The organism is Sphingomonas adhaesiva (assembly GCF_002374855.1).
In the GTDB taxonomy this organism is placed as follows: domain Bacteria; phylum Pseudomonadota; class Alphaproteobacteria; order Sphingomonadales; family Sphingomonadaceae; genus Sphingomonas; species Sphingomonas adhaesiva.
This window is the reverse complement of record NZ_NWVC01000005.1, coordinates 183712-205868: the sequence shown is the minus strand read 5'-3', so window position 1 is coordinate 205868 and position 22157 is coordinate 183712. Positions and strand designations below refer to the sequence as shown.

At 72.7% G+C, this 22157-nt stretch carries 24 protein-coding genes; 9 read left to right on the top strand and 15 right to left on the bottom strand.

Annotated elements, in window-relative coordinates; genetic code table 11:
* The first annotated feature begins 17 nt into the window (after nt 1–17).
* Nucleotides 18–869, top strand: a complete 852-nt coding sequence (gene aguB, locus COA07_RS12150) for an N-carbamoylputrescine amidase (protein WP_066711137.1) — start codon at nt 18–20, stop codon at nt 867–869.
* 4 nt (nt 870–873) lie between these two features.
* Here aguB and COA07_RS12145 read toward each other — a convergent pair whose 3' ends face one another.
* Nucleotides 874–1626, bottom strand: a complete 753-nt coding sequence (locus COA07_RS12145; RefSeq protein ID WP_066711136.1) for an ankyrin repeat domain-containing protein — start codon at nt 1624–1626, stop codon at nt 874–876.
* A 70-nt stretch (nt 1627–1696) separates the two neighbouring features.
* On the bottom strand, nt 1697–3397 hold the full coding sequence (locus tag COA07_RS18330; protein ID WP_169924240.1) for a Tle-like phospholipase domain-containing protein: 1701 nt from the start codon (nt 3395–3397) through the stop codon (nt 1697–1699).
* A 247-nt stretch (nt 3398–3644) separates the two neighbouring features.
* Here COA07_RS18330 and COA07_RS18325 point away from each other — a divergent pair, with 247 nt between their 5' ends.
* Genes COA07_RS18325 through COA07_RS12115 form a run of 6 tightly spaced genes read left to right on the top strand, consistent with a single transcriptional unit; the run spans nt 3645 to nt 9444 of the window.
* Entirely contained in the window at nt 3645–4469 is an 825-nt protein-coding gene (locus tag COA07_RS18325) for a 3-oxoacyl-[acyl-carrier-protein] synthase III C-terminal domain-containing protein (protein WP_169924239.1), read from the top strand.
* Complete coding sequence (locus COA07_RS12130; RefSeq protein ID WP_169924238.1) at nt 4466–5410, top strand: NAD-dependent epimerase/dehydratase family protein; 945 nt, start codon at nt 4466–4468, stop codon at nt 5408–5410. Before COA07_RS18325 ends, COA07_RS12130 begins: the two co-directional genes overlap by 4 nt.
* Nucleotides 5398–6225, top strand: coding sequence for an MBL fold metallo-hydrolase (locus tag COA07_RS12125; RefSeq protein WP_066713710.1), 828 nt, complete (start codon nt 5398–5400; stop codon nt 6223–6225). Before COA07_RS12130 ends, COA07_RS12125 begins: the two co-directional genes overlap by 13 nt.
* Nucleotides 6222–7364: an ATP-grasp domain-containing protein gene (locus COA07_RS12120; protein WP_096641084.1), complete on the top strand. Its 1143-nt coding sequence runs from the start codon at nt 6222–6224 to the stop codon at nt 7362–7364. Before COA07_RS12125 ends, COA07_RS12120 begins: the two co-directional genes overlap by 4 nt.
* Nucleotides 7340–8470, top strand: a complete 1131-nt coding sequence (locus COA07_RS18320) for a GNAT family N-acetyltransferase (protein WP_169924237.1) — start codon at nt 7340–7342, stop codon at nt 8468–8470. The genes COA07_RS12120 and COA07_RS18320 overlap by 25 nt, the downstream gene beginning before the upstream one ends.
* The gene (locus COA07_RS12115) at nt 8467–9444 is read left to right on the top strand and encodes a Rieske 2Fe-2S domain-containing protein (protein ID WP_169924236.1); all 978 of its coding nucleotides are present in this window, start codon (nt 8467–8469) and stop codon (nt 9442–9444) included. Before COA07_RS18320 ends, COA07_RS12115 begins: the two co-directional genes overlap by 4 nt.
* On the opposite strand, the gene COA07_RS12110 is transcribed toward COA07_RS12115, so the two are convergent.
* The 13 genes from COA07_RS12110 to sctU form a co-directional block, all read right to left on the bottom strand.
* Nucleotides 9420–10619, bottom strand: a complete 1200-nt coding sequence (locus tag COA07_RS12110; protein ID WP_169924235.1) for a CoF synthetase — start codon at nt 10617–10619, stop codon at nt 9420–9422. The two genes, COA07_RS12115 and COA07_RS12110, sit on opposite strands and share 25 nt — an antisense overlap.
* A gap of 80 nt (nt 10620–10699) precedes the next feature.
* Nucleotides 10700–11548, bottom strand: a complete 849-nt coding sequence (locus tag COA07_RS12105; RefSeq protein ID WP_096641078.1) for a hypothetical protein — start codon at nt 11546–11548, stop codon at nt 10700–10702.
* An 80-nt stretch (nt 11549–11628) separates the two neighbouring features.
* Nucleotides 11629–12141: a hypothetical protein gene (locus COA07_RS12100; protein ID WP_096641077.1), complete on the bottom strand. Its 513-nt coding sequence runs from the start codon at nt 12139–12141 to the stop codon at nt 11629–11631.
* A gap of 99 nt (nt 12142–12240) precedes the next feature.
* Nucleotides 12241–12435: a hypothetical protein gene (locus COA07_RS12095; RefSeq protein WP_141396533.1), complete on the bottom strand. Its 195-nt coding sequence runs from the start codon at nt 12433–12435 to the stop codon at nt 12241–12243.
* Nucleotides 12436–12463: 28 nt separating this feature from the next.
* A complete protein-coding gene (locus COA07_RS12090) occupies nt 12464–13333 on the bottom strand; it encodes a DUF6683 family protein (protein WP_096641073.1) in 870 nt (289 codons plus the stop codon).
* A 128-nt stretch (nt 13334–13461) separates the two neighbouring features.
* A complete protein-coding gene (locus tag COA07_RS12085) occupies nt 13462–14070 on the bottom strand; it encodes a hypothetical protein (protein WP_066712817.1) in 609 nt (202 codons plus the stop codon).
* 142 nt (nt 14071–14212) lie between these two features.
* The gene (locus COA07_RS12080) at nt 14213–14563 is read right to left on the bottom strand and encodes a LuxR C-terminal-related transcriptional regulator (protein ID WP_066712818.1); all 351 of its coding nucleotides are present in this window, start codon (nt 14561–14563) and stop codon (nt 14213–14215) included.
* Complete coding sequence (sctT, locus tag COA07_RS12075; RefSeq protein ID WP_066712819.1) at nt 14560–15336, bottom strand: type III secretion system export apparatus subunit SctT; 777 nt, start codon at nt 15334–15336, stop codon at nt 14560–14562. Before sctT ends, COA07_RS12080 begins: the two co-directional genes overlap by 4 nt.
* 1 nt (nt 15337) lies before the next feature.
* Nucleotides 15338–15607, bottom strand: a complete 270-nt coding sequence (gene sctS / locus COA07_RS12070) for a type III secretion system export apparatus subunit SctS (protein WP_066485463.1) — start codon at nt 15605–15607, stop codon at nt 15338–15340.
* Nucleotides 15608–15617: 10 nt separating this feature from the next.
* Complete coding sequence (locus tag COA07_RS12065; RefSeq protein WP_066712821.1) at nt 15618–16340, bottom strand: EscR/YscR/HrcR family type III secretion system export apparatus protein; 723 nt, start codon at nt 16338–16340, stop codon at nt 15618–15620.
* 6 nt (nt 16341–16346) lie between these two features.
* Nucleotides 16347–17357: a FliM/FliN family flagellar motor switch protein gene (locus tag COA07_RS12060; RefSeq protein ID WP_096641071.1), complete on the bottom strand. Its 1011-nt coding sequence runs from the start codon at nt 17355–17357 to the stop codon at nt 16347–16349.
* Nucleotides 17354–17701: a FliO/MopB family protein gene (locus tag COA07_RS12055; protein ID WP_245842141.1), complete on the bottom strand. Its 348-nt coding sequence runs from the start codon at nt 17699–17701 to the stop codon at nt 17354–17356. Before COA07_RS12055 ends, COA07_RS12060 begins: the two co-directional genes overlap by 4 nt.
* Before the next feature lies 1 nt (nt 17702).
* Nucleotides 17703–18854 (bottom strand): type III secretion system export apparatus subunit SctU, encoded by a 1152-nt coding sequence (gene sctU, locus COA07_RS12050; RefSeq protein ID WP_066713567.1) that lies wholly within the window; start codon nt 18852–18854, stop codon nt 17703–17705.
* Between the two features lie 586 nt (nt 18855–19440).
* On the opposite strand from sctU, the gene COA07_RS12045 reads away from it, so the two are divergent.
* Nucleotides 19441–20127, top strand: a complete 687-nt coding sequence (locus COA07_RS12045; protein ID WP_141396532.1) for a lytic transglycosylase domain-containing protein — start codon at nt 19441–19443, stop codon at nt 20125–20127.
* On the top strand, nt 20124–22145 hold the full coding sequence (locus tag COA07_RS12040; RefSeq protein WP_083957037.1) for a flagellar biosynthesis protein FlhA: 2022 nt from the start codon (nt 20124–20126) through the stop codon (nt 22143–22145). Before COA07_RS12045 ends, COA07_RS12040 begins: the two co-directional genes overlap by 4 nt.
* Nucleotides 22146–22157 lie beyond the last annotated feature (12 nt).

Sequence of the window (22157 nt, the reverse complement as noted above, 5' to 3'; positions counted from 1 at the left end):
ACCTTATGTGCGCGCGCATGACCCAGATCACCGTCGCCGCGCTCCAGCTCGCCTTTTCGGGCGATATCGATGCGAACATCGCCAAGGTTTCCGACGCTGTGCGCGAGGCGCATGGCCGCGGCGCGCAGGTGATCCTGCCGCCCGAACTGTTCGAGGGCGAATATTTCTGCCGTGTCGAGGACGAATCGCTGTTCGCCAACGCCGCGCCGCTGGGCGAGCACAAGGCGGTGCTGGCGATGCAGGCGCTGGCGGAGGCGCTGGGCGTGTGGATCCCCACCAGCTTCTTCGAACTGGACGGCCCGCACCATTACAATTCGCTGGCGATGATCGGCCCCGACGGGGAAGTGCAGGGGCTGTACCGCAAGAGCCACATTCCCGACGGGCCGGGCTATGAGGAGAAATTCTATTTCCGCCCCGGCAACACCGGGTTCAAGGTGTGGAAGGGGCCGGAGCGTTCGACGCTGGGCGTCGGCGTGTGTTGGGATCAATGGTATCCCGAAACCGCGCGCGCGATGATGCTGATGGGCGCGGAACTGCTGTTCTATCCCACCGCGATCGGCAGCGAGCCGCACGACACCTCGCTCGACACCGCGCGGCTGTGGCGGCGCGCAATGGTCGGCCATGCGGTGTCGAACGTCGTCCCCGTCATCGCCGCCAACCGCGTCGGGGTCGAACACGGCCAGACCTTCTACGGCACCAGCTTCATCACCGACGAGCGCGGCGATATCCTGGCCGAGCTGGGACGTGAGGAGGAAGGCGTCATCACCGCGACGCTCGACCTCGACCGCGCGCGCCGCCACCGCGCCGCCTTCGGCTTCTTCCGCGATCGCCGACCGGAACTGTACGGGCGACTGACGCAGGATATCTGAGGGATTAGCGCGGCGGCCAGCGGCCGTCCGCCGCCAGCGCCAGCACCTCGCGCGGGGTCGGGGCCGGCTTCGGCCAGCCCAGCCGCGCCAGCCCGGCGGCCAGCCGCGCGCGCGCCGCTTCCTCCTCGGGCGCGTCGGTGACCATCGGCATCGCCAGCGACGAAGCGAGGTTCGCGCCGCCCGCGTCGATCGCGAACGGATCGGCGCCGGCGGCCAGCAGCAGCTCGGCGATCGCGAACCGCTCCATGTCGAGCGCGACGTGCAGCGGCCGGCGGTCCAGCGTGTCGCGCACGTTCGGGTCCAACCCGTGGTCCAGAAGCATCCGCACCCCCGCCGCCGATTCCAGCGCGATCGCCGCGCGCACCGGCTCCAGCACCCCGCCCGCCGGTGCCGGCGCCGCGCCATGTTCGGCCAGCAGGACATGGGCCAGCTCCGGCCCGGTGGCGTGCAGCGCCAGGATCAGCGGCGCGCCATCGTCCCCCGCGCCATTCGGGTCGACGCCGTGCGACAGTATCTCGCGCAGCAGCGTCGCGTCGCCGGTGGCCACCGCCACTTCCGCCAGCGACCGGCCGTCCGCGGCGGTCCGCGCCAGCGCCGGGTCGCGCTCCATCAGGAACCGCACGCGCGGCACGTCCGCGGCCAGCACCGCGTCGATCAGGTCGCGGCCCGATGCGCCCAGCCCCGGCGCCTCGCGCAAGGCGCGCGCATCGGGCAGGTCGGCCCCTGCGACAAACCGGTCCGTGGCGATCCCGTCCATGCTGCGCTCCGCTGGCCTTTGCCGCGGCATCGCGGCGCGCTCCGGTGCTGTCAAGCGATGCGGCGTGCGCTTACCGGCCCGCGGTGCTGGCCAGCACCCAGTCGATCAGATGACGGTTGACCGGCGCCAGCGGGCCATAATGGTCCCACGCCGTCTTGCCCTCCGGTATCACCGACGGCAGCCGCTGCGTGTCGCCGAACGCCCGCGGGGTCAGCGGCCACAGGTTTTCCTGCGCAGTGGTCAGGATCTCGCCCGGCACCGCGTAATTCGTGGCATGGCCCGGCGCGATCCCGGCCTCGCGCGCCACCGCCTGCCCCTGCAACCGCGAGATGAAGTGCAGCCCCGCGGCGTTGAAGGTCGTCGCCTCGCGCCCGGCGGCATTGGCGGCGTGCGAGGCAAGCCCCCCGCCCAGCGAATGGCCGACAAAATCGACGTTGATCGACGGATCGACGCGCGCGATCGACTTCCCGATCTCCAGCGCACGCGCATAATGGTTCGACGGCAGGCCGACGCCCTGCAACCCGTTGCTGACCCAGTCGCCCGCGCGCGTCGGCCCCGATCCGCGAAACGCGATCGTGTAATCGCCCGATCCGGCCGGGCCGTTGCGATAGACCTCCGCATGAAACGCGCCGCGATCGAGCATCTCGGGCGTCAGGTTCAGCGCGCGCAGCTCGCCCGCATCGGTGACCGTGCTGACCCCGGGCGGCAGGTCGCCGCGGCCATAGACATGCTCGGCCATCTGCGCCTTGGCGTGCAGCGGCGACGGCGGGACGTCCGGGGTCGCCAGCCCGCGCGCGCCCGGCGGGGGCGGCGGCGCGACCGTATCGGTCAGCGGCCCGCGCAGCGACGGCGCGGCATCGTTGGCGGCGCGCAGCGGTGGGGCAAGGTCGTTCGCGGCCTGGCGCGTGACGTCGCGCGCGACGGTCGATCCCACCGCCTCGGCACCCTCGCGCGCCGCGCCGCGCATCCCGGCGGTCAGCAGCCCGCGCGCCGGCCCGCCGCCGACCGGCACGACATAGGTCGCGACCGTGCCGACATCCATGCCGATCTCCTCGGTGCGTCCCTCCGCGATCGCCTGGCCATAACGGTCCAGCGTGCCGCCCACCGCATCGGTGGTCGCATCCCATGCGCGGCTCAGGTCGCTGCCGATCCGCGACGGATCGTGAACCGCCGAATCGATGTAGCGGCCGGTCGCGTCGGCGGCATTGCCGACCGCGCCGACGACGTTGCTCGCCAGTTCCTGCCGCGCCTCGGCCGATACCTGCAATTCGGATGCGGTCACGCTCAGCTGCCCGACGGTGCCGAGCAACCCGACGCCCTCGCGCAGCACGCCGCCGGTGAAGCCCACCTGGAAGCGCGTGATCGATTCGGCGTTGGTGATCGCCCCGCGCAACCCCTGCGACAGCACGTCGTCGCCGGTGATGTGGCTGCGTGCGGCATCGGCGGCGTTGCCGATCTGGCTGCCGGTCCAGTTGACCGCGCTGGTGATACCGTTGCGGCCCGCCTCGGTCGCGTCGCCGATCCCGTCGCGTACCGTGCTGGCGACGTCGCGCACGTCGCCGTTGCTGATCGCGCTGCCCAGCCGGTCGAGGAAGCCGCGCGGCTCGGGCGGGGGCGGCGGAGGAGGCGGGGGCGGGGGCGGGGGTGGCGGCGCGGGCGGATTCCAGCCCGCGGCATACCGGTTCGCCGCCGTCGCCCCCGCGGACGCGCCGGCCAGCGATGGCGACGATAGCGGCGTGGGCGCTGCCCGCTGGACCGAATCGACCATCATCCTTCCTCCTGCGGCATCACCGACATGGTCCGCCGTTTCCCATGCGGGCGCGCGCCGAACCATAATCGGATCGACTAGGAGCGCCGCCGCCCCCGCCCCCCGCAGGCGTTTCCGATTGCGCCGGCCCTGCGCACCGGGCCATGGTCGCGCGGTCATGACCTTCGCGCTCGCCGGGACCGGCGTCCATCTTCCGCCCCGATGCGCGGCAGGCCGGCCGCTCGCCGGCGCGGACGATACGACCTCCGGCATGGCGTCGCTGGCCGCACGCGACGCGCTCGGCGACGCCGGCTGGGCGGCGCGCGACGTCGATGTGCTGATCGGCGCGTCCAGCGTCATGGAACAGCCGATTCCCGGCACCGCGACTCTGATCCAGCGCCGGCTGGGCATCGGCGCGCACGGCGGGGCGGCGTTCGACGTCAACGCCACGTGCCTGTCGGCGCTGGTCGCGCTGGACGTCGCGCTGATGGGGATCGCCGCGGGACGCTGGCGGCGGGTGCTGATCGCCAGCGCCGACCTGCCGCGCCGCGCGATCGACCCGGCCGACCATGCCACCGCCGCAATCTTCGGCGATGGCGCCGCCGCGCTGGCGGTCGCCGCCGGGGGCACGCAGCGGCTGCTCGCCAGCCGGTTCGAAAGCTGGGGCGACCATGCCGATCTGTGCACGCTCGCCGCCGGGGGCACCCGCGTCGATCCGTTCGCCGATCCCGCCGCCTTCCGCGACGCGGCGCGTTTCCGCATGAACGGCCCGGCGCTGTACCGCGCCACCGCGCGGCTGTTCCCGGCGTTCCTCGATCGGCTGCTGGATGCCGCGGGCGTCACGCGCGACGCGATCGACGTCATCGTGCCGCATCAGGCCAGCCGCCCCGCGATCGGCCATCTGGCGCGCGTGATCGGCGGCGATGCCGCGCGGATCGTCGACATCCTCGACGGCCACGGCAACCAGGTTGCCAGCAGCCTGCCGCACGCGCTGCACGTCGCGCGCACCACCGGGCGGCTGGTGCCCGGCGCCCACGTCCTGCTGATCGGCAGCGCCGCCGGCATCGGGCTGGGCGGCATAGTGATCCGCTGGTGACGCGCGTCGCGCTCGTCACCGGCGCGACCGGCGGGGTCGGGCGCACGCTGGTGCCGCTGCTCGCCGCACACGGGTGGCGGGTGCGCGCGACCGGGCGCACGCCGGGTGGGGAGGATCGCGATATCCTGCCGCTCGACCTGACGCAGCCGCTACCCCCCGGCCTGTGCGCGGGTGTCGACACCGTCTTCCACCTTGCCGCGCGGTCGTCGCCCTGGGGGCCGCGCGCGGCGTTCGCGGCGATCAATCACGACGCGACCCGGCGGCTGGCGGCGGCGGCGCGCGACGCCGGGTGCCGTCGCTTCGTCCACGTCTCCACCCCGTCGATCTACGTCACCACCGCCGACCGCATGGGGATTACCGAGCGCGACGCCCCCGCCCCACGCTTCGCCAATGCCTATGCCGCGACCAAGTGGCAGGCCGAACAGGTGGTGCGCGACGCCGGCATCCCCGCCACCATCCTGCGCCCGCACGCGATCGTCGGCCCGCACGACACGGTCCTGCTGCCCCGGCTGTTGCGCGCCGTCGCGCGCGGGCGGGTGCCGCTGCCCGCGGGGGGCCGCGCGCTGGTGGAGCTGACCGACGTGCGCGACGTCGCCGCCGCGCTGATCGCCGCCGCCGACGCGCCCCCGACCACCGCGAACCTGTCGGGCGGCGCGGCGCTGACCGTCCGCGCGATCGTGGAGCGGATCGCCGCGCGCCTGGCGCGCCCGGTCCGTATCGTCGCGCTGCCGCGTCCTGTGGCAATGGCGGGCGCGGCGGTGCTGGAGGGCGCCGCGCACGTGACCGGGCGCGAGCCGCTGCTGACCCGCTACACCGTCGCCGCGCTCGGCTGGTCGCGCACCTTCAACCTGTCGCACGCGCGCGCCGTGCTCGGCTGGGCGCCCGCGATCACGCCGGAGGACGCGATCGACCACGCGTTGGATGCCCGATGCGCGCGGTGAGCGTCCGCGCGTTCCGCGTCGGCCACTGCCGCCATCCGCAGGCGATGACGATCCGCGGCGGACGCTGGGCGCCGGTCGACTTCCCCGCGCTCGCCTTCCTGATCCGCCACCCGGACGACGGCGCGATCCTGTTCGATACCGGCTACGATCCCGCCTTCCTCGCCGCGACACGCCCGTTCCCCGAACGGCTGTACCGCTGGGCCACCCCGCCGCATCTGGCCCCGGGGGAGGCGCTGGCCGATCAACTCGCCGCGCACGGCATCGCCGCCGACGACGTGCGCCACCTGATCCTGTCGCATTTCCATGCCGATCACATGGCGGGGACGCATCGCTTTCCGCGCGCCACGCTTCACGCCGCGCGCGCCGGATGGGCCGCGCTGCACCGCGGCAGCCGCTTCACCGCGGTGCGCGGCGGGATGCTGCGCGCGCTGGCGCCGCCCGGCATGGAAGCGCGGATGCGCTGGTTCGAGGATGCACCCGCCACCGCGCTGCCCGACGATGCCGCGCCCTTTGCCGATGCGCGCGACCTGCTGGGCGACGGATCGCTGCTGATGGTGCCGCTGCCCGGCCATTGCCCCGGCCATTGGGGGCTGTTCGTGCGCGAGGATGCCGGCTGGCATTTCCTGGTCGCCGACGCTGCCTGGTCCAGCGCGGCGATCCGCACCGACACGCCCCCGCCGCTGCTGACCGCGCGGCTGCTGGGCGATGCCGCCGCCGGGCGCGCGACGCTTCACAAGCTGCACCTGCTCCACCGCCGCAATCCCGACGTGCGGCTGACGCCGTCGCATTGCGCCGAGTGCGCCGCCGGGCTGTGACCGGAATCGTGCCGGGCACGGTCATCGTCACCGGCGCGCGCGCGCCGGTCGCGCTCGATATCGCGCGCTCGTTCCGCGCGCTCGGCTGGGCGGTGCATCTGGCCGACAGCGTCCCCGCCATGGCCGCCCGCTGGTCGCGCCCCGCCTTCGCCGTCCACCGCCTGCCCCCGCCGCGCACTGCCTTCGCCGCGTTCCGCACCGCGCTGGCGCGGCTGGTGGAGGCGACCGGCGCGGCGCTGATCGTGCCGACGTGCGAGGAGGTGTTCTACATCGCCGCCGCCGCGCCGGCGGTGCGCGTCTTCGCCCCGCCCCCCGACCTGCTGCGCCGGCTCCATTCGAAGGCGCTGTTCGCCGACGTGGCGCGCGCCGCCGGGGTGACGATGCCCGACACGCACGCGATCGACGATCCCGCCGCGCTGGCGGCGCTGCCGCTCGACCGGATCGTGCTGAAGCCCGAATTCTCGCGCTTCGCCGCCGCCGCGCTGATCCGCCCGTCACCGCGCACCGTTGCGCGGCTGCGCCCGTCGCCGACACACCGCTGGGTCGCGCAGGCGTTCGTCGCGGGGGAGGAACTGTGCCTGTGGACCGCCGCGCACGCCGGTCGCGTCACCGCGCACGCGCTTTACCGCCCCGCATGGCGCCACGGGCGATCGGCGGCCTATGCGTTCGACGCGGTCGATTGGCCCCCCGCGATCGACATGGCGCGGCGCATCGCGGGCGCGACCGGCGCGACCGGGCACCTGTCGTTCGACCTGATCCGCACGCCGGACGGCGCGGCGGTGCCGATCGAATGCAATCCGCGCGCGGTCAGCGGGGTGCATCTGTTCGACGGCACCGCGCTGGCGCTGGCGATCCTGGGCGAAACGGTGCCGCCCCCCGCCCCCGGCACGCGTCGCCACCTGGCGCCCGCGATGGCGCTGCTCGGCGCGCCCGCCGCGCTCGCCGGCGGGCGCTGGCGCGCGCTGCGCGACCAGTGGCACGCCGGGCGCGACGCGATCACCCGCCCCGGCGACCGCTGGCCCGCGGCGGGCGCGCTGGTCGATGCGGCGCGCTTCGCCGCTTTGGGGCTGACACGCCGGCGCAGCCCGACGCGCCAGACCACCGCCGATATCGAATGGAACGGCGGGCCGATCGCATGATCCTGTTCGATCCCGCCGCCCCGGACGCGCCCTGGGGCGATACGCCAGCGGCGGAGCGCGCCTATATCGCGATGCTGGCCGACGTGCCCGCGCACATCGCCAATGTCACGACCGAATGGTGCGCGCTGAACCGCGCCGGGCGCGTCCTGCCGGTGACGATCAACCACGGCGCGCGCGGCGACAGCTATGTCTGCACCCCGCGCGCCGCCTATGTCGATTATGCGCGCGCCGAACTGGCGATCATGGGCGTACGCGGGGCGGCGGCGCTGCGCGCGCTGCTGGCCGGGGTCGATGCGATGCTGGGCGCGGCGCGGATCGACCGCATCGTCCATGTCGACAACTGGCTGCTGTCGACGAATTTGCATGGAGCCTGGGACGGGGCCGACCTGCCCGCGATCCGCGCGCTCCTGGCGGATCGCTTTCCCGATCACGTGCTGGCGATCCGGTCGGTCGACGACTGGTCGTCACCCGCGCTGGCGCGCGCGGCGCGCGCCGACGGCTGGGTGATGGTGCCGTCGCGGCAGGTGTGGGTGGTCGACGATCCGGCGCGCGACTGGCGCCCGCGCAACGCCTTCGCCAACGACCGGCGGCTGGTGGCGCGCAGCGGGCTGGCGATCGAGCCCGCCCGCGCGGGCGATGCCGCGCGGATCGCGGACCTCTATCACCAGCTGTATGTCGGCAAGTACAGCGCGCTCAACCCGGTGTTCACCCCCCGCTTCGTTGCCGCGACCATGGCCGGCGGGTCGATCGACTATCGCGTCGCGCGCACGGGCGACGGGCGCGTGCTGGCGGTGGCGGGGATGATGGCGCGCGCCGGGGTCGCGACGCCGCCCGTGGTCGGCTATGATCGCCGCTTCCCGGCCGCAGCGGGCCTCTACCGGCTCGCCTCCTGGATGTTCATGACGATGGCGATGGAGCGCGGCTGGCGGCTGCACGGATCGGCGGGCGCCGCGCATTTCAAGCGGCTGCGCGGCGCGCGCGGAGTAATCGAATATCATGCGATGCACGTCGCGCATTTGTCGCGCCCGCGCGCGCTGGCGATCCGCGCGCTCGCCGCGGCGCTGGAACGCGTCGCGGTGCCGATGATGCGGCGCCACGGCTGGTGAGCGGCTGGCCCGCCGCCATCGCCGCCGGCTGGCACCCGGTCGCGCTCGCCGCGCGGCTGGGCACGCGACCGATCGCGCGGCGGCTGATGGACGTGCCGCTGGTCGTGTTCGCCGCCGATGGCGGGCCGGTGGTGATGCGCGATCGCTGCCCGCACCGCGCGATGCCGCTGTCGGCGGGGCGCGTGCAGGGCGGCGCGATCGTCTGCCCCTATCACGGCTGGGCGTTCGGCGCGGACGGGCGATGCCGCGCGGTGCCCGGCGCGCGCACCGTCCCCGACATCGCGGCCGCCACGCTGCCGGTGCGCGTGGCGGGCGGGCTGGTGTGGACGACGCTGGGCGACGGCCCCTTCCCCCGCCTGCCCGCGGTGATGGAGGACGATACGCTCGACCGCTTCTGGTGGGCGCCGCGCGCGTCGACCGCACGCGTGCTGGACGCGCTGGAAAACCATCTCGACCCCGCGCATCCGCACCATGTCCACCCCTGGCTGGTCCGCGCGCCGCACCGCCGCCGCCCGGCGCGGGTCGAGGTGACCGTCGACGCGACCGGCGCGCACGCCCGCTATGTCGAGGATGCGCGCGCCACCGGGCTGCTGCCGCGCCTGCTGGAGGGGCATCGCGGCACCAGCATCGGCCGCCTCCACCCCCCGACGATCGGCGAGGTCGCCTTTACCGGCCGCCATGGCCCGACGCTGTCGATCGCGGTGGTGTTCGTCCCCGAAAGCGCCACCGTGACGCGCCCCTACGCGCATTTCGCGACCCCGCGCGGGGCGATCCCGGCGGCGGTGAAGCGCTGGCTGCTCACCGCCGTCCACTGGCCGATCCTGCAACAGGACCGCCGGGTGCTGGCGCGACAGGCGATGCGGGAGGGCGACTATGCGCGCGGGCCGCTCGACTTCCTCGGCCCGGCGATCTGGGGGTTCGCCAACGGCATGCCCCCGCCGCCGCAGCGCTATACGGCCGACATGCTGCTCTGATCGCCGCGCCAGTCGCGGCGGACGCGGCGCAGCTTGGTGGCGTCGGTCGGGGGGATGCCATGGGTGACGGTGATCGCCGCGCGGGCGCCGATCCGCGCCAGCACGCGCGCCACCGCCGCCTCCGCCGCCGTCGCATCCGCGCCCGCCGGGATCGCCACTGCGATCGCTGCCGCGTGCGTCTGCACGATGCGGAAATCGTCGATGCGCCGGTCGGCGTCGATCACCGCGTTGCGCAGCACGTCCGGGGTCACCGTCACCGGTCCCGCGCTTCCCGGCAGCACGAACAGATCGTCGCACCGCCCCGCCACCGCCGCCACCGCCTGCAACGCCGATCCGCACGTGCACGTCCGCGGGTCGAGCCGCAGCAGGTCGTTCATGCGGTAGCGCACCATCGCCTGCGCGCGCCGCGTCATGTCGGTGACGACCGGCTGCACCAGCCCGCTGTCGCCCGCCGCCTCCCATTCGAACGCCACCACATCCTCCGCCAGGTGCAGCGTGCCGTGGTCGCACGACACGCCCAGCAGTCCCTCGGTCGCCATGTAGATCTGGCGCAACGGCCGCCCGGTCGCCGCCTCGATCGCCGGCACGTCAACGGGGTCGAGCACTTCGGCCGCGCTGAACGCGATCGTCCCGCGCGCGATCAGCCCCCGCCCCGCCAGCTCGCGCAGCACCTTGGGCGGCGCGACGATCGTGTCGGGGGCGAACGCCGCCAGGCGCCCCGCCCAGCGGTCGATCCCCTCGCCCAGGTCGAACAGCCCCAGCGTCACCCGGCTGCCGCCCCCCGCCGCGCCGTACAGCCGCGAAAAGCCCGGCAGCGCCAGCGCCACGCGATGCCGCCGCCACAGCGCGTCGGGCAGCGCCTTGGCCAGCAACGTGCCCAGCCACACATAGCGTTCGGCATCGCTGACGATGAAATAGCCGCGGTTGCCGCTGGTCCCGGTGCTGTGCCCGATCGCATGGTCGCCGATGCGCGTCTCCCCGGCGGCCAGCGCGTCGCGCACCGCGTCCAGCGATATGCCCGCACGGTTCATCGCCGCGAAGTTCTCCAGCAGCTCCGCCTTGTCAATCACCGGCCAGCCGTCCGGCCGCGCCGGGTCGATACCGCGATAATAAGGGATGTGCCGGTGCAGGTGCCGCCCCAGCCGGTGCAGCCCGCGCACGCGATGCGCCTCCACCGCGGCGCGTGTGGTCAGCCGCGCGGCGCGCCAGCGCGCCAGCGCATAGGCGCGCGCCGCGATCGCCGCGCCGATCGGGGTCAGAGCGGCTCGCGCCGGTCGACGCGGTACAGCATCTCGGCGCCGAACGCGCGCACCGCGGCGCGCAGGTTGACGTCGGACAGCGGATCGCGCGCGATCTGGTCGATCGCCTCGAACGCCGCCGGGCCGTGGCGCTTGCTTGCGAACAGCGGGGTCGCCGCCTCCGGCACGGCGCTTTCCGCGCCCGGCCAGCGCGCCAGGCACGCCAGCCCCGCCACCATCTCCCGCAATTCCTGCGGCGCGATGTCGATCTTGCGCAGCGTCGCGGCCCGGCGGAACTCGTCGGGGTAACTGTCCTCGAAATCGGCGAGCACCGCGGCCTGCTGCGCCGGATCGGCGGAGGTCGGCGCGGTGCAGGTCGATGCCTGGCGCGTGCCGAAACCGGGCGCGGCGGCATCCGCCTGCCCGGCGGGGCGCGCGCCGATCAACCACATCCGCCCGTCCTGCCATGCAAAGCGCACCGCCGGGCCGCCCGCCGCGGTCGCCGGCATCGTCACGGTGAAGCCGCCGCGCCGCGCGGTGCCGCGCGCGGTGCCCGCACAGGTGCCGAACGGCTCGCTGATCGCCGGCGCCGCCCCGGCGCGCGTGGCGACGACGACGAAGCGCGACGGGCACGTCCCCGCCGCATCGCCGCGCACCAGATGATAGGTGGTCGTGCCGGCGGGATAGCTGCCGACCACCGCCAGCCGGTCGACCAGTTGCGCGCCGAACGGGCGCGACAACACGGTCTTGCCGGTGGCCAGCGCCTGTTCGCTGCCGGCGCTGATGACGGTCAGCTTGCGCTGCGCGGCGGCGGGGGTGGCAAGGATCGCGGCCAGACCGGCGGCGGCGACAAGCGAGCGGAGCATGATCGTGATCCTAGCGAGCGATTGTTACGCGTCCAAATCGTACGACCGGCCGGTGGTTCCCGGCTGGCGCGCGCGCCGCGTCAGAAGCCGTTCTGCCGCCCCAGCGTCGCGGCGGCGGCGTCGATCCGCGCGATCACGCCGTCCATCCCCTCGCCCGCCGGCGCCGCCTGCGCCGCGTCCAGCGCGGCGGACAGCCCGGCGATCTGCCGCTCCCCGCTGGCACCCGACAGCCCGGCGGCCTGCACCATCGCGCCGCGCGCGACGCCCTCCAGCGCACGCAGCAGGTCGCCCTCCTGCGTCGGCGTACCGCCAAACCGCGCCGACAGGTCGCCGGCGATCGCGTTCAGGCCATAGATGTCGCCGCGCCGCGCCAGCACGCCCGCGTCGGGCACGAAGCCGGGATCGCCGCTTCCGGCGCGCGCCGCCCATGCCGCCGCACCCGGCGCCGCGCCGCCCACCGCACCGACCCAGGCGAGCACCCGCTGCCCGATATCGCCGATCGCACGGCTCGCCGCGTCGACGGCCGTCGTTCCGCGCGCCGGATCCAGCGCGGCGGCGGGGGCAAGCGGGGAAAGGCGGTCGATCGCGGTCATCTCATTCTTGTCCTCGGACGGCGCAGATCGCCGTCATTGTCCCTAGCTAGTGCCGCCGATGCCCGGCCGCCATAATCGAAGCGACTAGCGCCGCTCCCGTCATCCGGCGAAGCGGTCGAGCGCGCCGGGACGCGCCAGCAGTTCGTCGACCGTCCCGGCCCGCGTCGGCGGCTCGCGCGCGATATCGCCTGCGGTGTGCTGGATCGCGATGGCGGCGTCGTTGCGCGCCTGCGACGGGGTCGTGACGGTCAGATCGATCACCACCGTGGGACGGTTCACCGGCGCTACGTTCACGGTCGTCACTCCTTCTGCTGACGCGCGCCTATCCGCGCGCGCGATTGCGATAATAAAGCGCGCCGCCCGCCACCGCGGCCAGCGCCCCCGCGCCCAGCAGCGTGCCACCACCGCCCGCGCCCGCGCCCGCGCCCGCGCCCGCGCCGTCGCGCGCCGGATCGACCGCACCGGTGCGGCGCGTCGGCACGAAGCCGTTGCGGGTCAGCGCGATCGCGTCGAGATCGAGGCCGGACGCCCGTGCGCCCTTGCGCACCGCCGCCGCGATCCGGCCGCGCGCGGCGGGGTCTCGGCCGACCCCCTCCATCGTCGCGGCGATCAGCACCGCCTGCACCAGATTGGCCTCGGCGACCTGCTGCTTCACCGCATCGCCCGCACCGGCCAGCTGCGGCACCGCCCCCAGCGCATCGGCCGCCTGGCGGCGCACCGCGGCGAAGGTGGCGGCATCGGGCGTGTCGTCGCGGCCGTGCGCCGCATACCAGGCGGCGATCCAGTAGCTGGCGAAGGCATCGGCGGCATTGTCCGTCCGCCCGCCCACGCCGCGCAGCGCGCGGTCGATCTTGGCGAACAGCGTCGGATCCTCGACCAGCCGCCGTATCTCGCCCGCGCCCTGCGGGTTGGCGGCGGTCAGCTTCTTGACGAAGCCCGCGACGTTGCGCCGCCGCACCTCCTGCGACGGGCGATAGGCGAAGGCGGCGGGGGACACCGCCCGCGCCGGTGCCGCCGCGCCCGGTGCGCGCCGCGCGACCGATCGGCCCGCAGCCTCCATCACGCTGTCTTCCATCGCGTAGATGCCCATGCCGGTCATATCGACCGCCGCACCATCCTGCGCCCGCGCGGCGGCGGGCACGGCGCCGGTGCCGGCGATCGTCAGCAGGGAAAGCAGCAGGGTTCGGTTCATGGTCTTGCTCCGGCCAGATGGCGATGGCTGTCGCGGGACGCGACGTTTCGGATGCGCAAAGGGTTCCCGCAGAAACGACGTTGGGGGCGGGGCGATGCCGCCCCGCCCCCCGTCGATCGCTCGCCGCCTTACTGCTTACGCGCGCCCTGCGACAACGCTTCGCCCAGCGTCTTGATGACGGTGTTGGCCGAGGAGAAGAACTGCGAGAATTCCTGCGACTTGGCCGCGAACTTCAGGTTCTGCGACGACTTGTTCGCGCCATCGCCCAGCGTCTGCGACATCTGGTCCATCTCGTTCGCCAGCTTGTCGGCGACGCGGCCCAGGTTCTCGGCCAGCGCCATCAACCAGCTGCGCCCGCCGCCCGACCGCGCCTCGCGCGCTTCGCGGCTCTGCGCCAGGTCGGTCGTCGCCTGATCGATCAGGTCGGTCAGGTTGCGCTCGACCTCCCCCGCCTCGAACGGGCTGGCGCCGAACTGGCTGCCGAAGCCCTGCACCACGTCGCCCAGGCTGCGGCCCGCACCGCCGATGTCACCGGCCTGCAGCGCAAAGGTCGATCGCGCCATGTCGACCACGCCCTGCGGCAGGCCCAGCTTGTCGCCCAGCTGCTGGATGAACTGCTGCCCCACGGCCGACACCAGCGGGCGGGCGAACATCATGCCGATGCCCACCGGGCCCATGCCCAGCGCCGCGATGTTGAGGGGGTTCACGATCGAACCGATACCACCCAGAAAGCCCATCTTGCGTCTCCTGTCGTCGCGCCGTCGCGGCGCCCAATCCGTCCGACGTCCCGTGCCGCCGTGGTCATGGATGTACGAAGCGGCGGCCTTCCCCGCACTCCGCGGAACGACTAGCCGCGCTAGTCGAAACGATTAGGCCGGATCAGTCGGCGGGGTAGAACAGCAGCCCGGCCAGCGCCGCCAGCTCGCGCATCCCGTCCAATTCCAGCTTGCGCGCGACATTGGACAAATGGACCCGCACGGTATTGTCGGAAATCATCAGCAGCGTCGCGATGTCGGCATTCGACCGCCCCCACCCCAGGAAGCGCACGCAGGTCAGCTCCATCGGGGTCAGCCGTAGCAACGCCTCGCGGTGGCGCCGGGGGACGCGCGCGGCCTCCACCATATGCTCGCCCAGCGCGACCGGCGCGGGGGCGGCGCCGGGCAGCGCATCGGCCTTGCGCAGCAGCTCGGCGATCGCGGCCAGGCGGTCGTCCTCCACCGTCGCGGTCACGTGGCAAGGCCCGTCAGGATGCCGTGGATCACGCCCGGCCGGCTCGCCATGTCGCGCAGGATCGCGGTGACGTAGCTGCCGACCAGCAGCAGCAGCACGAACGTGGCGGCAAACGCCTTGATGGACATCGACAGGGTGAAGACGTTCAGCTGCTGCGCGAACCGGTTCATCAGCCCCAGCCCCGCGTCGATCAGGAACAGCACGGTCAGCACGGGCGCGGCGAACAGCGTCGCCAGCACCATCAGCCGCCCGAACTCGCCCTCGAACAGCGCCAGGCTCGATCCCGTCAGCACCGGCATCGGCGCGGCGACCGGCCAGATGGCGTAGCTTTCCATCAGCACGCGCAGCAGCAGCGACAGGCCGCCGCCCGCCACGAACACGACGCTGGCCAGCCGCCCCAGGAACGCGCCGTTCAGCGACGTCTGGTGCCCGGACAGCGGATCGACCACCTGCGCCAGCGTCGCGCCCACCTTGGTGTCGATGATGTTGCCCGCCGCCTCCAGCGCCCACAGCACCGATCCGAAGAAGAAGCCGATGACGATGCCGACGAAGACCTCCTTCAGGATGATCGTCGCCCATTGCCCCGGCCCCAGCAGCGACGGGTCGAGCGGCGGCTGCAACGCCAGGCTGACGACGCCCAGCGACACGAAGATCGAATTGCGCACCAGCGCGGGGACGGTCTCGCTGGAGAACATCGGCAGCAGCAGGAACGTCGCCGCGACGCGCGCGGTCGCGACGCCCAGCAACAACAGCTGATCGGCCCAGCCGCCCATGTCAGTGCTGGATCATCGCCGGGAAGTTGGTGAAGATCCGGTCGCTGAACCGGTACAGCGATCCGCCCAGCAACGCCGCGGTCAGGAACAGCGTCAGCACGATCGCGAAGAACTTGACCGTATATTGCAGCGTCTGTTCCTGCACCTGCGTCGCGGCCTGCAACACCGCCACGATCAGCCCGGCGACCGCCGCGACGATGATCGGCGGCGCCGACAGCACCAGCACCAGCCACAGCGCATCGTTGGTCAGGCTGACGAAATCGCCGTTCATCGCAGCCCCCCTACACGTAGCTCAGCACGAGGCCGTGGGCCAGTTTCACCCACCCGTCGACCAGCACGAACAGCAACAGCTTGAACGGCAGCGAGATGGTGGTCGGCGACAGCATCATCATCCCCATCGCCAGCAGGATGTTCGATATCACCAGGTCGATGACCAGGAACGGCAGGAAGATCAGGAAGCCGACCTGGAACGCCAGGCTCAGTTCGCGCACCACGAACGCGGGGATCACGACGATGAAGTCGCGCTCGGTCATCTCCGCGGCGCGGTTCGGCTCGCCCACGCGGCGCGCGGTCTTCAGGAAGAAGCCGCGCTCGGTCGGCGAGCTGTGCTTCAGCAGGAAGTTGCGCAGCGGCTCCTTGCCGGCGTCGACCGCGTTGAGCATCGAATTGGTCGACTGCAGCACGCCGCCCCCGCCGCCCGGCGCCATGCCGTTGGGGCCGGGCACCATCGGCCCCGCCACCGCCGCCGCGCCGCCGTTGTTCTGCGCGATCGCATTCTGCATCTGCTGCCCGACCGGGTACATCACGTACAGCGTCAGGACCAGCGACAGGCCGTTGAGCACGATGTTCGGCGGCACCTGCTGCAGCCCCAGCGCATTGCGCAACAGGCTGAGCACGACGACGATCTTGGTGAAGCTGGTCACCATCACCGCGAAGAACGGCGCGATCGCCAGCGCGATGACGACGACCAGCGCGGAGCCGGGCGTGAACGTGGACAGGTCCATCGTGCGCTACTCCTCGCCGCGGGTCGCGACGCGATCGAACAGCACGCCGAACCCCTCGCCGACCGCGACCAGCTCGCCGCTGCCGATCGTGGCGCCGCCCGCGACGACGCGCACGCGCAACGTCCCGCCGGTCTGCGGCAACGGCAGCACGCTGCCCGCCGCCAGCCCGGCGACGTCCTGCGCGGACAACAGGCCGCCGTCGATCTCGATACAGGCCGGAACCGACAGCGCATCCCATTCCGGCGGCGCGGACGCCGCGGCTGGCGATGGATCGGCATCGGGTGCGGGCACGAGGTCTTCCTGCAACGTCATGCTTCCCTTCGATGGTTCAAGCCGTGCCGCGACGTCGGTGTCGCGGCCGGGGATGGAAAGGCGCGCGATCAGCGGCCCGATACCCAGCAGCAGCAGGTCGCCGCGCCCGATCGTGCCGCGCCGCGCCGCCGGAATGGCGGGGGCCGGAATGGTGGCGCGCCAGCGCGCGCGCAGCGTGTTGACCAGCGCGGGCGGCGGCGCGGCGGGCAGCGCCGCGGCGGCCACTTCCCCCGCGCCGGCCAGCGCGATCAGCAATCGGTGGCGGATCGTGTGCCGCGCGCACGATGCGTCCAGCCGCAGCAGGATCAGGTCGTCGGGCACCTCCGTCACCAGCGCGCTGGGGCGCAGGTCGTCGCCCAGCGCCGCCTCCAGCGCCGCCAGCAACGGCTCGATCGCGGGCAGCAGCCGCGCGGCCAGCGCCGGATCGGGAACGCCGTCCCCGCCGGTCAGCCGCACCAGCTCGCCCTCGACCAGCAGCGGCGCGACATAGGCGCGCTGCGCGCCCGCCTCGAACCCGATCCACGCCCCCGCCGCGCGCCGGTCGCGCGCAAAGGCGGCGCGCGCCGCCAGCGTCAGCGCGCCCGAATGGCGCGCGTTCAGCGCCCCGATCAGCCGCGTCTGCCGGTCGGCGCGATCGGCGTCGATCGCGCGCAGCCGGTCGCGCAGCGGCAGCGGCCGTTCGGCGGTCAGGCGCGACGCGCTCATGCGCCCGCCTCACGCCCGTCGGGCGGCAAATGGAATGCGGGCGCGGCGGGCACCGGCGGTGTGCCGTCCCCCCAGTTGCGCAGCAGCGTCACCGATCCGGGGGACACGCCGATCAGCATCAACTCCCCCTCCGCCTCCACCAGCATCAACCGTTCGCGCTGCCCCACCGCCAGCGCGCGGACGAACCGCAGCTGGCGGTCCGGCTCGCCGTCGCGCCGGCCCAGCCCGCGGTCCTGCCACTGGCGCAGGAAACGCAGGCATACGTAGGCGAGGCCCAGCACGATCGCGAGCGCGATCACCATGCCGAACAGGCCCGTCACCGCGGTGCCGATCGCCGAATCCATCTCAGTTCGTCTCCCACCGATGTTCGCCCAGGTCGTGGTGCTGCGGCGCCTCGCCCGCGCGGACCTTCTTGGCCCACAGGATGATCTGCGCGATCGCCTCGAACATGTCGCGCGGCACGATGTCCTCGACCGCGGCATCCTCGTACAGCTTGCGCGCGACCGCGACGTGGCGGACGATCGGCACGCCCGCTTCCTCCGCCGCCTCGCGCATCGCCTGCGCCAGCGGGCCTTCGCCCTTGGCGGCGACGACCGGCACCGGCGCGCTCTCGGCATCGTAATCGATCGCGATCGCGATATGCGTCGGGTTGACCACCAGCACGTTGGCGCCGCGCGCCGCGCCGACGGCATTCTGGTTGGCCCATTCCTCGTGCAGCTGGCGGCGATTGCCCTTGATCATCGGGTCGCCCTCGTTTTCCTTATGCTCCTGCCGGATATCGCGCAGGCTCATCCGCATCTTCTTCAGGAAGCTGTGCTTCTGCCACGCCAGGTCCAGCACCGCGACCATCACGAACACCGCGAACGTCCACAGCAGCGCCTGGCGCACCAGCGATCCGGTGAAGCCCAGCACCGATGCCGCGGCGGCGCGCCCGTCGGTCTGCGCGGCCGGTTGCAGCAGCGGCCCGGTCCGCTCGACGATCTCGCCCAGCGATCCGCGCAGGACCAGCCAGATGACCATCACGATCAGCGCCGCCTTGGCCATCGTCTTCACCAGCTCGATGACGTTATCCATGCTGAACATGCGCTTCATCCCCTCGACGGGGTTCAGCTTGTCCAGGCTCGGCGTCAGCTTCTGCGCGGTGAAGACGCCGCCGGCCTGCAGGAATTCGGTCAGCACGCCGACGATTGCGGCCGGGATCAGCGCGACGGCGCAGATCGCCATGAGCGCCCACAGGGCACTGGCGCCCAGCGAGGCGGCGGCCACCGCGAACGGCTGGTCGCCGCGCGCGATCATCTGGAAACTCTGGTCGAACAGGGTGGCGATCCGCGTGCCCGCGAATCCGGCGCCGAAGATGAACACGATCAGCCAGACGAACAGCGTGGCGGTGGCGGTGACGTCGCGCGACTTGGCGACATCGCCCTTCTTGCGCGCATCGGCCAGCCGCTTGGATGTCGGCTTCTCCGTCTTGTCGCCGCCGTCGTTCTTTCCGGCCACCTGGCTCTCCCGTCCACGCGGCGCGCCGGCGGAATCCTCGACCCCGCCCGCACGCCATCGAAGCGCCGGAACCACCCGCCATTACCGTCCGCGCGCTGATGACCAGGGCGCATCATGTGCCGGACCGCAGGACCCGTTTGCGTGTCTGACCACTCCCATATCGACACGGAAACATTTCGAGTCAATCGCGACACCGATTCGGTACTTGTCAACAAAATGACACGAAACCAGCCCATTAGACGCGGCGATAAATCATATTTTCCGCAGATTCCGGCGGGTTTGCACCGATCCGACTGCAAAACCGCGGCACGTCACCATTTCGCCTCAATCAGGACGAAACGTGAAAATGTCACGACGGACTGAACGAATTCACGCTTCTATCATTTGGCGGACTGGGGCATGTTAATGGTGTCGGACGCCCGTCGTCCGGTACCGCAGGACCCCGCTTGCCGCACGATCCGTCGCATTGCGCGACGCGTCGTAGAGGAGGAGTGGGATGTGCACTGAAGGATATGTGGAGGTCCGCGACGCCCCGGCGCGCGCCGCTTCCCGATTCCCGTGCCGTACGGCATTGATCGGTTTCGCCATGGTCGCGGGCATGCTGCCCGGCGTCGCCGCGGCGCGCACCGCCGCCGCGCGCATCGATTGCGGCGCCGCCGTCGCCGCGCGCTTCAGCGAGGCGAGCCGCTGGTGCGCCGCCCCTGCACCTGCCGCTACGCCCAGTTCCCCTGCGAGCGCCGCCGCGCCGCTTGCCGCCACGATCGCGCCGGTCGCCGTCGCCGAACAGACGCCGGTATCGGTGCGGATGCCCGGGTTCGACCGCCGGCTCGCCGCCGCGGTCCGCCAGGTGCGCCGCCGCGGCGGCACCGCGGCCCCCGACGGGCTGGTGATCGCGATCGGCCGGCACTATCGCATCGACCCGAATCTCCTGGCCGCCATGGTCGCGACCGAAAGCGCGGGCGATCCGCGCGCGGTGTCGCCCAAGGGCGCGCTGGGCGTGATGCAGGTGATGCCCGCCACCGCGCGCAGCCTGGGGGTGCGCGATCCGCGCGCGCTGCTCGGCAACCGCCCGCTCGCGCTGGCGACGGGCGCTGCCTATCTCAAGCAGCTCCAGCGCCGCTTCGGCAACAACGTGCCGCTGGTCGTCGCGGCCTATAATGCCGGGCCGGGCGCCGTGCGGAAATATCGCGGCGTGCCGCGCTATCGCGAAACGCAGGGCTATGTCCGCGACGTGCTCGGCCGCTACGCCACCGCGCGGGGGGCCGCGCAATGAGCGTCCAGCATTACCTCGCCTCCAGCGACACCGCGCCGCGCGTCGGGCTGGCGTCGCGCTATGCCGACGTCGCGCTGATCGGCTTCGTCGTCGTCATCATCGGCTCGCTGTTCCTGCCGCTGCCGACGCTGGTCGTCGACATGCTGGTCGGCATCAACATCACCTTCGGCGTGATGCTGCTGCTGACGACGCTGTACGTGCGCGGGCCGCTCGACTTCTCGTCCTTCCCCTCGATCCTCCTGGTGTCGACGCTGTTCCGGCTGTCGCTGTCGGTCGCGACGACGCGCATGATCCTGCTGGACGGGCATGGCGGGCATATCATCCAGACGTTCGGCACGATGGTGGCTGGCGGCAACATCGTCGTCGGGCTGGTGGTGTTCCTCATCATCACCGTCGTGCAGTTCATCGTCATCGCCAAGGGCGCGGAGCGCGTGGCCGAGGTCGCGGCGCGCTTCAGCCTCGATTCGATGCCCGGCAAGCAGCTGTCGATCGACAGCGACCTGCGATCGGGCCTGATCGACAAGGACGAGGCGCGCCGCCGCCGCCGCGTGCTGGAGATGGAATCGAAGCTGCACGGCAGCCTCGACGGCGCGATGAAGTTCGTGAAGGGCGATGCGATCGCCTCGATCGTGATCGTCGTCGTCAACCTGATCGGCGGCCTCGCCATCGGCGTGATGCAGCAGGGCATGGACCTGGGCGCCGCGACCCACAAATATTCGATCCTAACGATCGGCGAAGGGCTGGTCGCGCAGATCCCCGCGCTGCTCGGCGCGATGGCCGCGGGCCTGATGGTCACGCGCACCACCGATGAGGAAGATACCAGCAACCTCGGCCAGACGATCCAGCGCCAGCTGTCGGGGCACCCCCGCGCGCTGCTGGGCGTCGGCGCGATCGCGGTGCTGATGGCGGCGGTCCCCGGCTTCCCGGTGGCGGTGTTCCTGGGGCTGGGCGCGGGCGCGATCGGCACCGGCGCATTCCTGCACCCGCGGCTGCGCCCGATCATCCTGAAACATGCCGGCCCGCTCGCCCGCATCGCCGCGCGTGGCCGCGAAACGCCGCCGCCCGCGACGCTGGTCGCCGAGCCCGCGCTGCCCAAGCCGGTCGTCCCGCTGCTGCTGGAACTGTCCGGCCCGCGCCCCTCGCGCGAGGATGGCGATGCGCTGGCGGCGGAGATGGCGGCGATGCTGGAGCGGCTGCAGTATCGCTCGGGCGTGCCGCTGCCACGGCTGGCGATCCACTTCATGGCGCCCGATGCGCGCGCCGCCTGGCAGTTGCTCGCCTACGAACTGCCCGTCGGCCATGGCCTGCGCGAGGGCGCGGGCGCGGACACCGCCGCGCTGGTCGCCGCGGTGGAGGGCGTGCTGCGCCGCCATCTGTCGCGTTTCCTGGGCGTGCAGGAAGCCGTCACGCTGCTCAACCGCATCGGCGACGATTATCCCGAAGTGGTCAAGGAAGCCGTCCGCGCGCTGCCCGCCGCGCGCATCGCCGAGGTGCTGCGCCGGCTGGTCGAGGAGGAAGTCCCGCTACGCAACATGCGCGACGTGCTGGAGGGGCTGACCGACGCGGCGCAGGGCGAACGCGACGTGCCGCGACTGGCCGACATGACGCGTGTCGCGCTCAAGCGGTATCTGATCGACGCCGCCGCCCCGGATGGCGAGGTGCGCGCGCTGGTGGTGACGCCCGAACTGGAAACCATGGTGCGCGAGGCGACGCGCCTGGTCGACGGGGCCGAGCGCCTGGCCGTGCCGCCCGACGTCGCGCGCGATCTGGTGGCGACGATCGCCGCCACCGCGCAGGAAACGCGCGCCAACGCGCTGGTCACCTCGTTCGAGGCGCGCCGCGCGGTGCGCAAGCTGATCGAGCCGGACCTGTTCGACCTGCCGGTGCTGGCCTTCAACGAACTGTCGTCGCTGACGCGGCTGGAAATGGTCGGGCAGATCGGCATGCCCGCCGCCGGGCTGGCGCATCGCGACGGTGCGACAACAACAACAACTGAACCGGCCATGGCGGCCGAATGATGTCGGGGAACA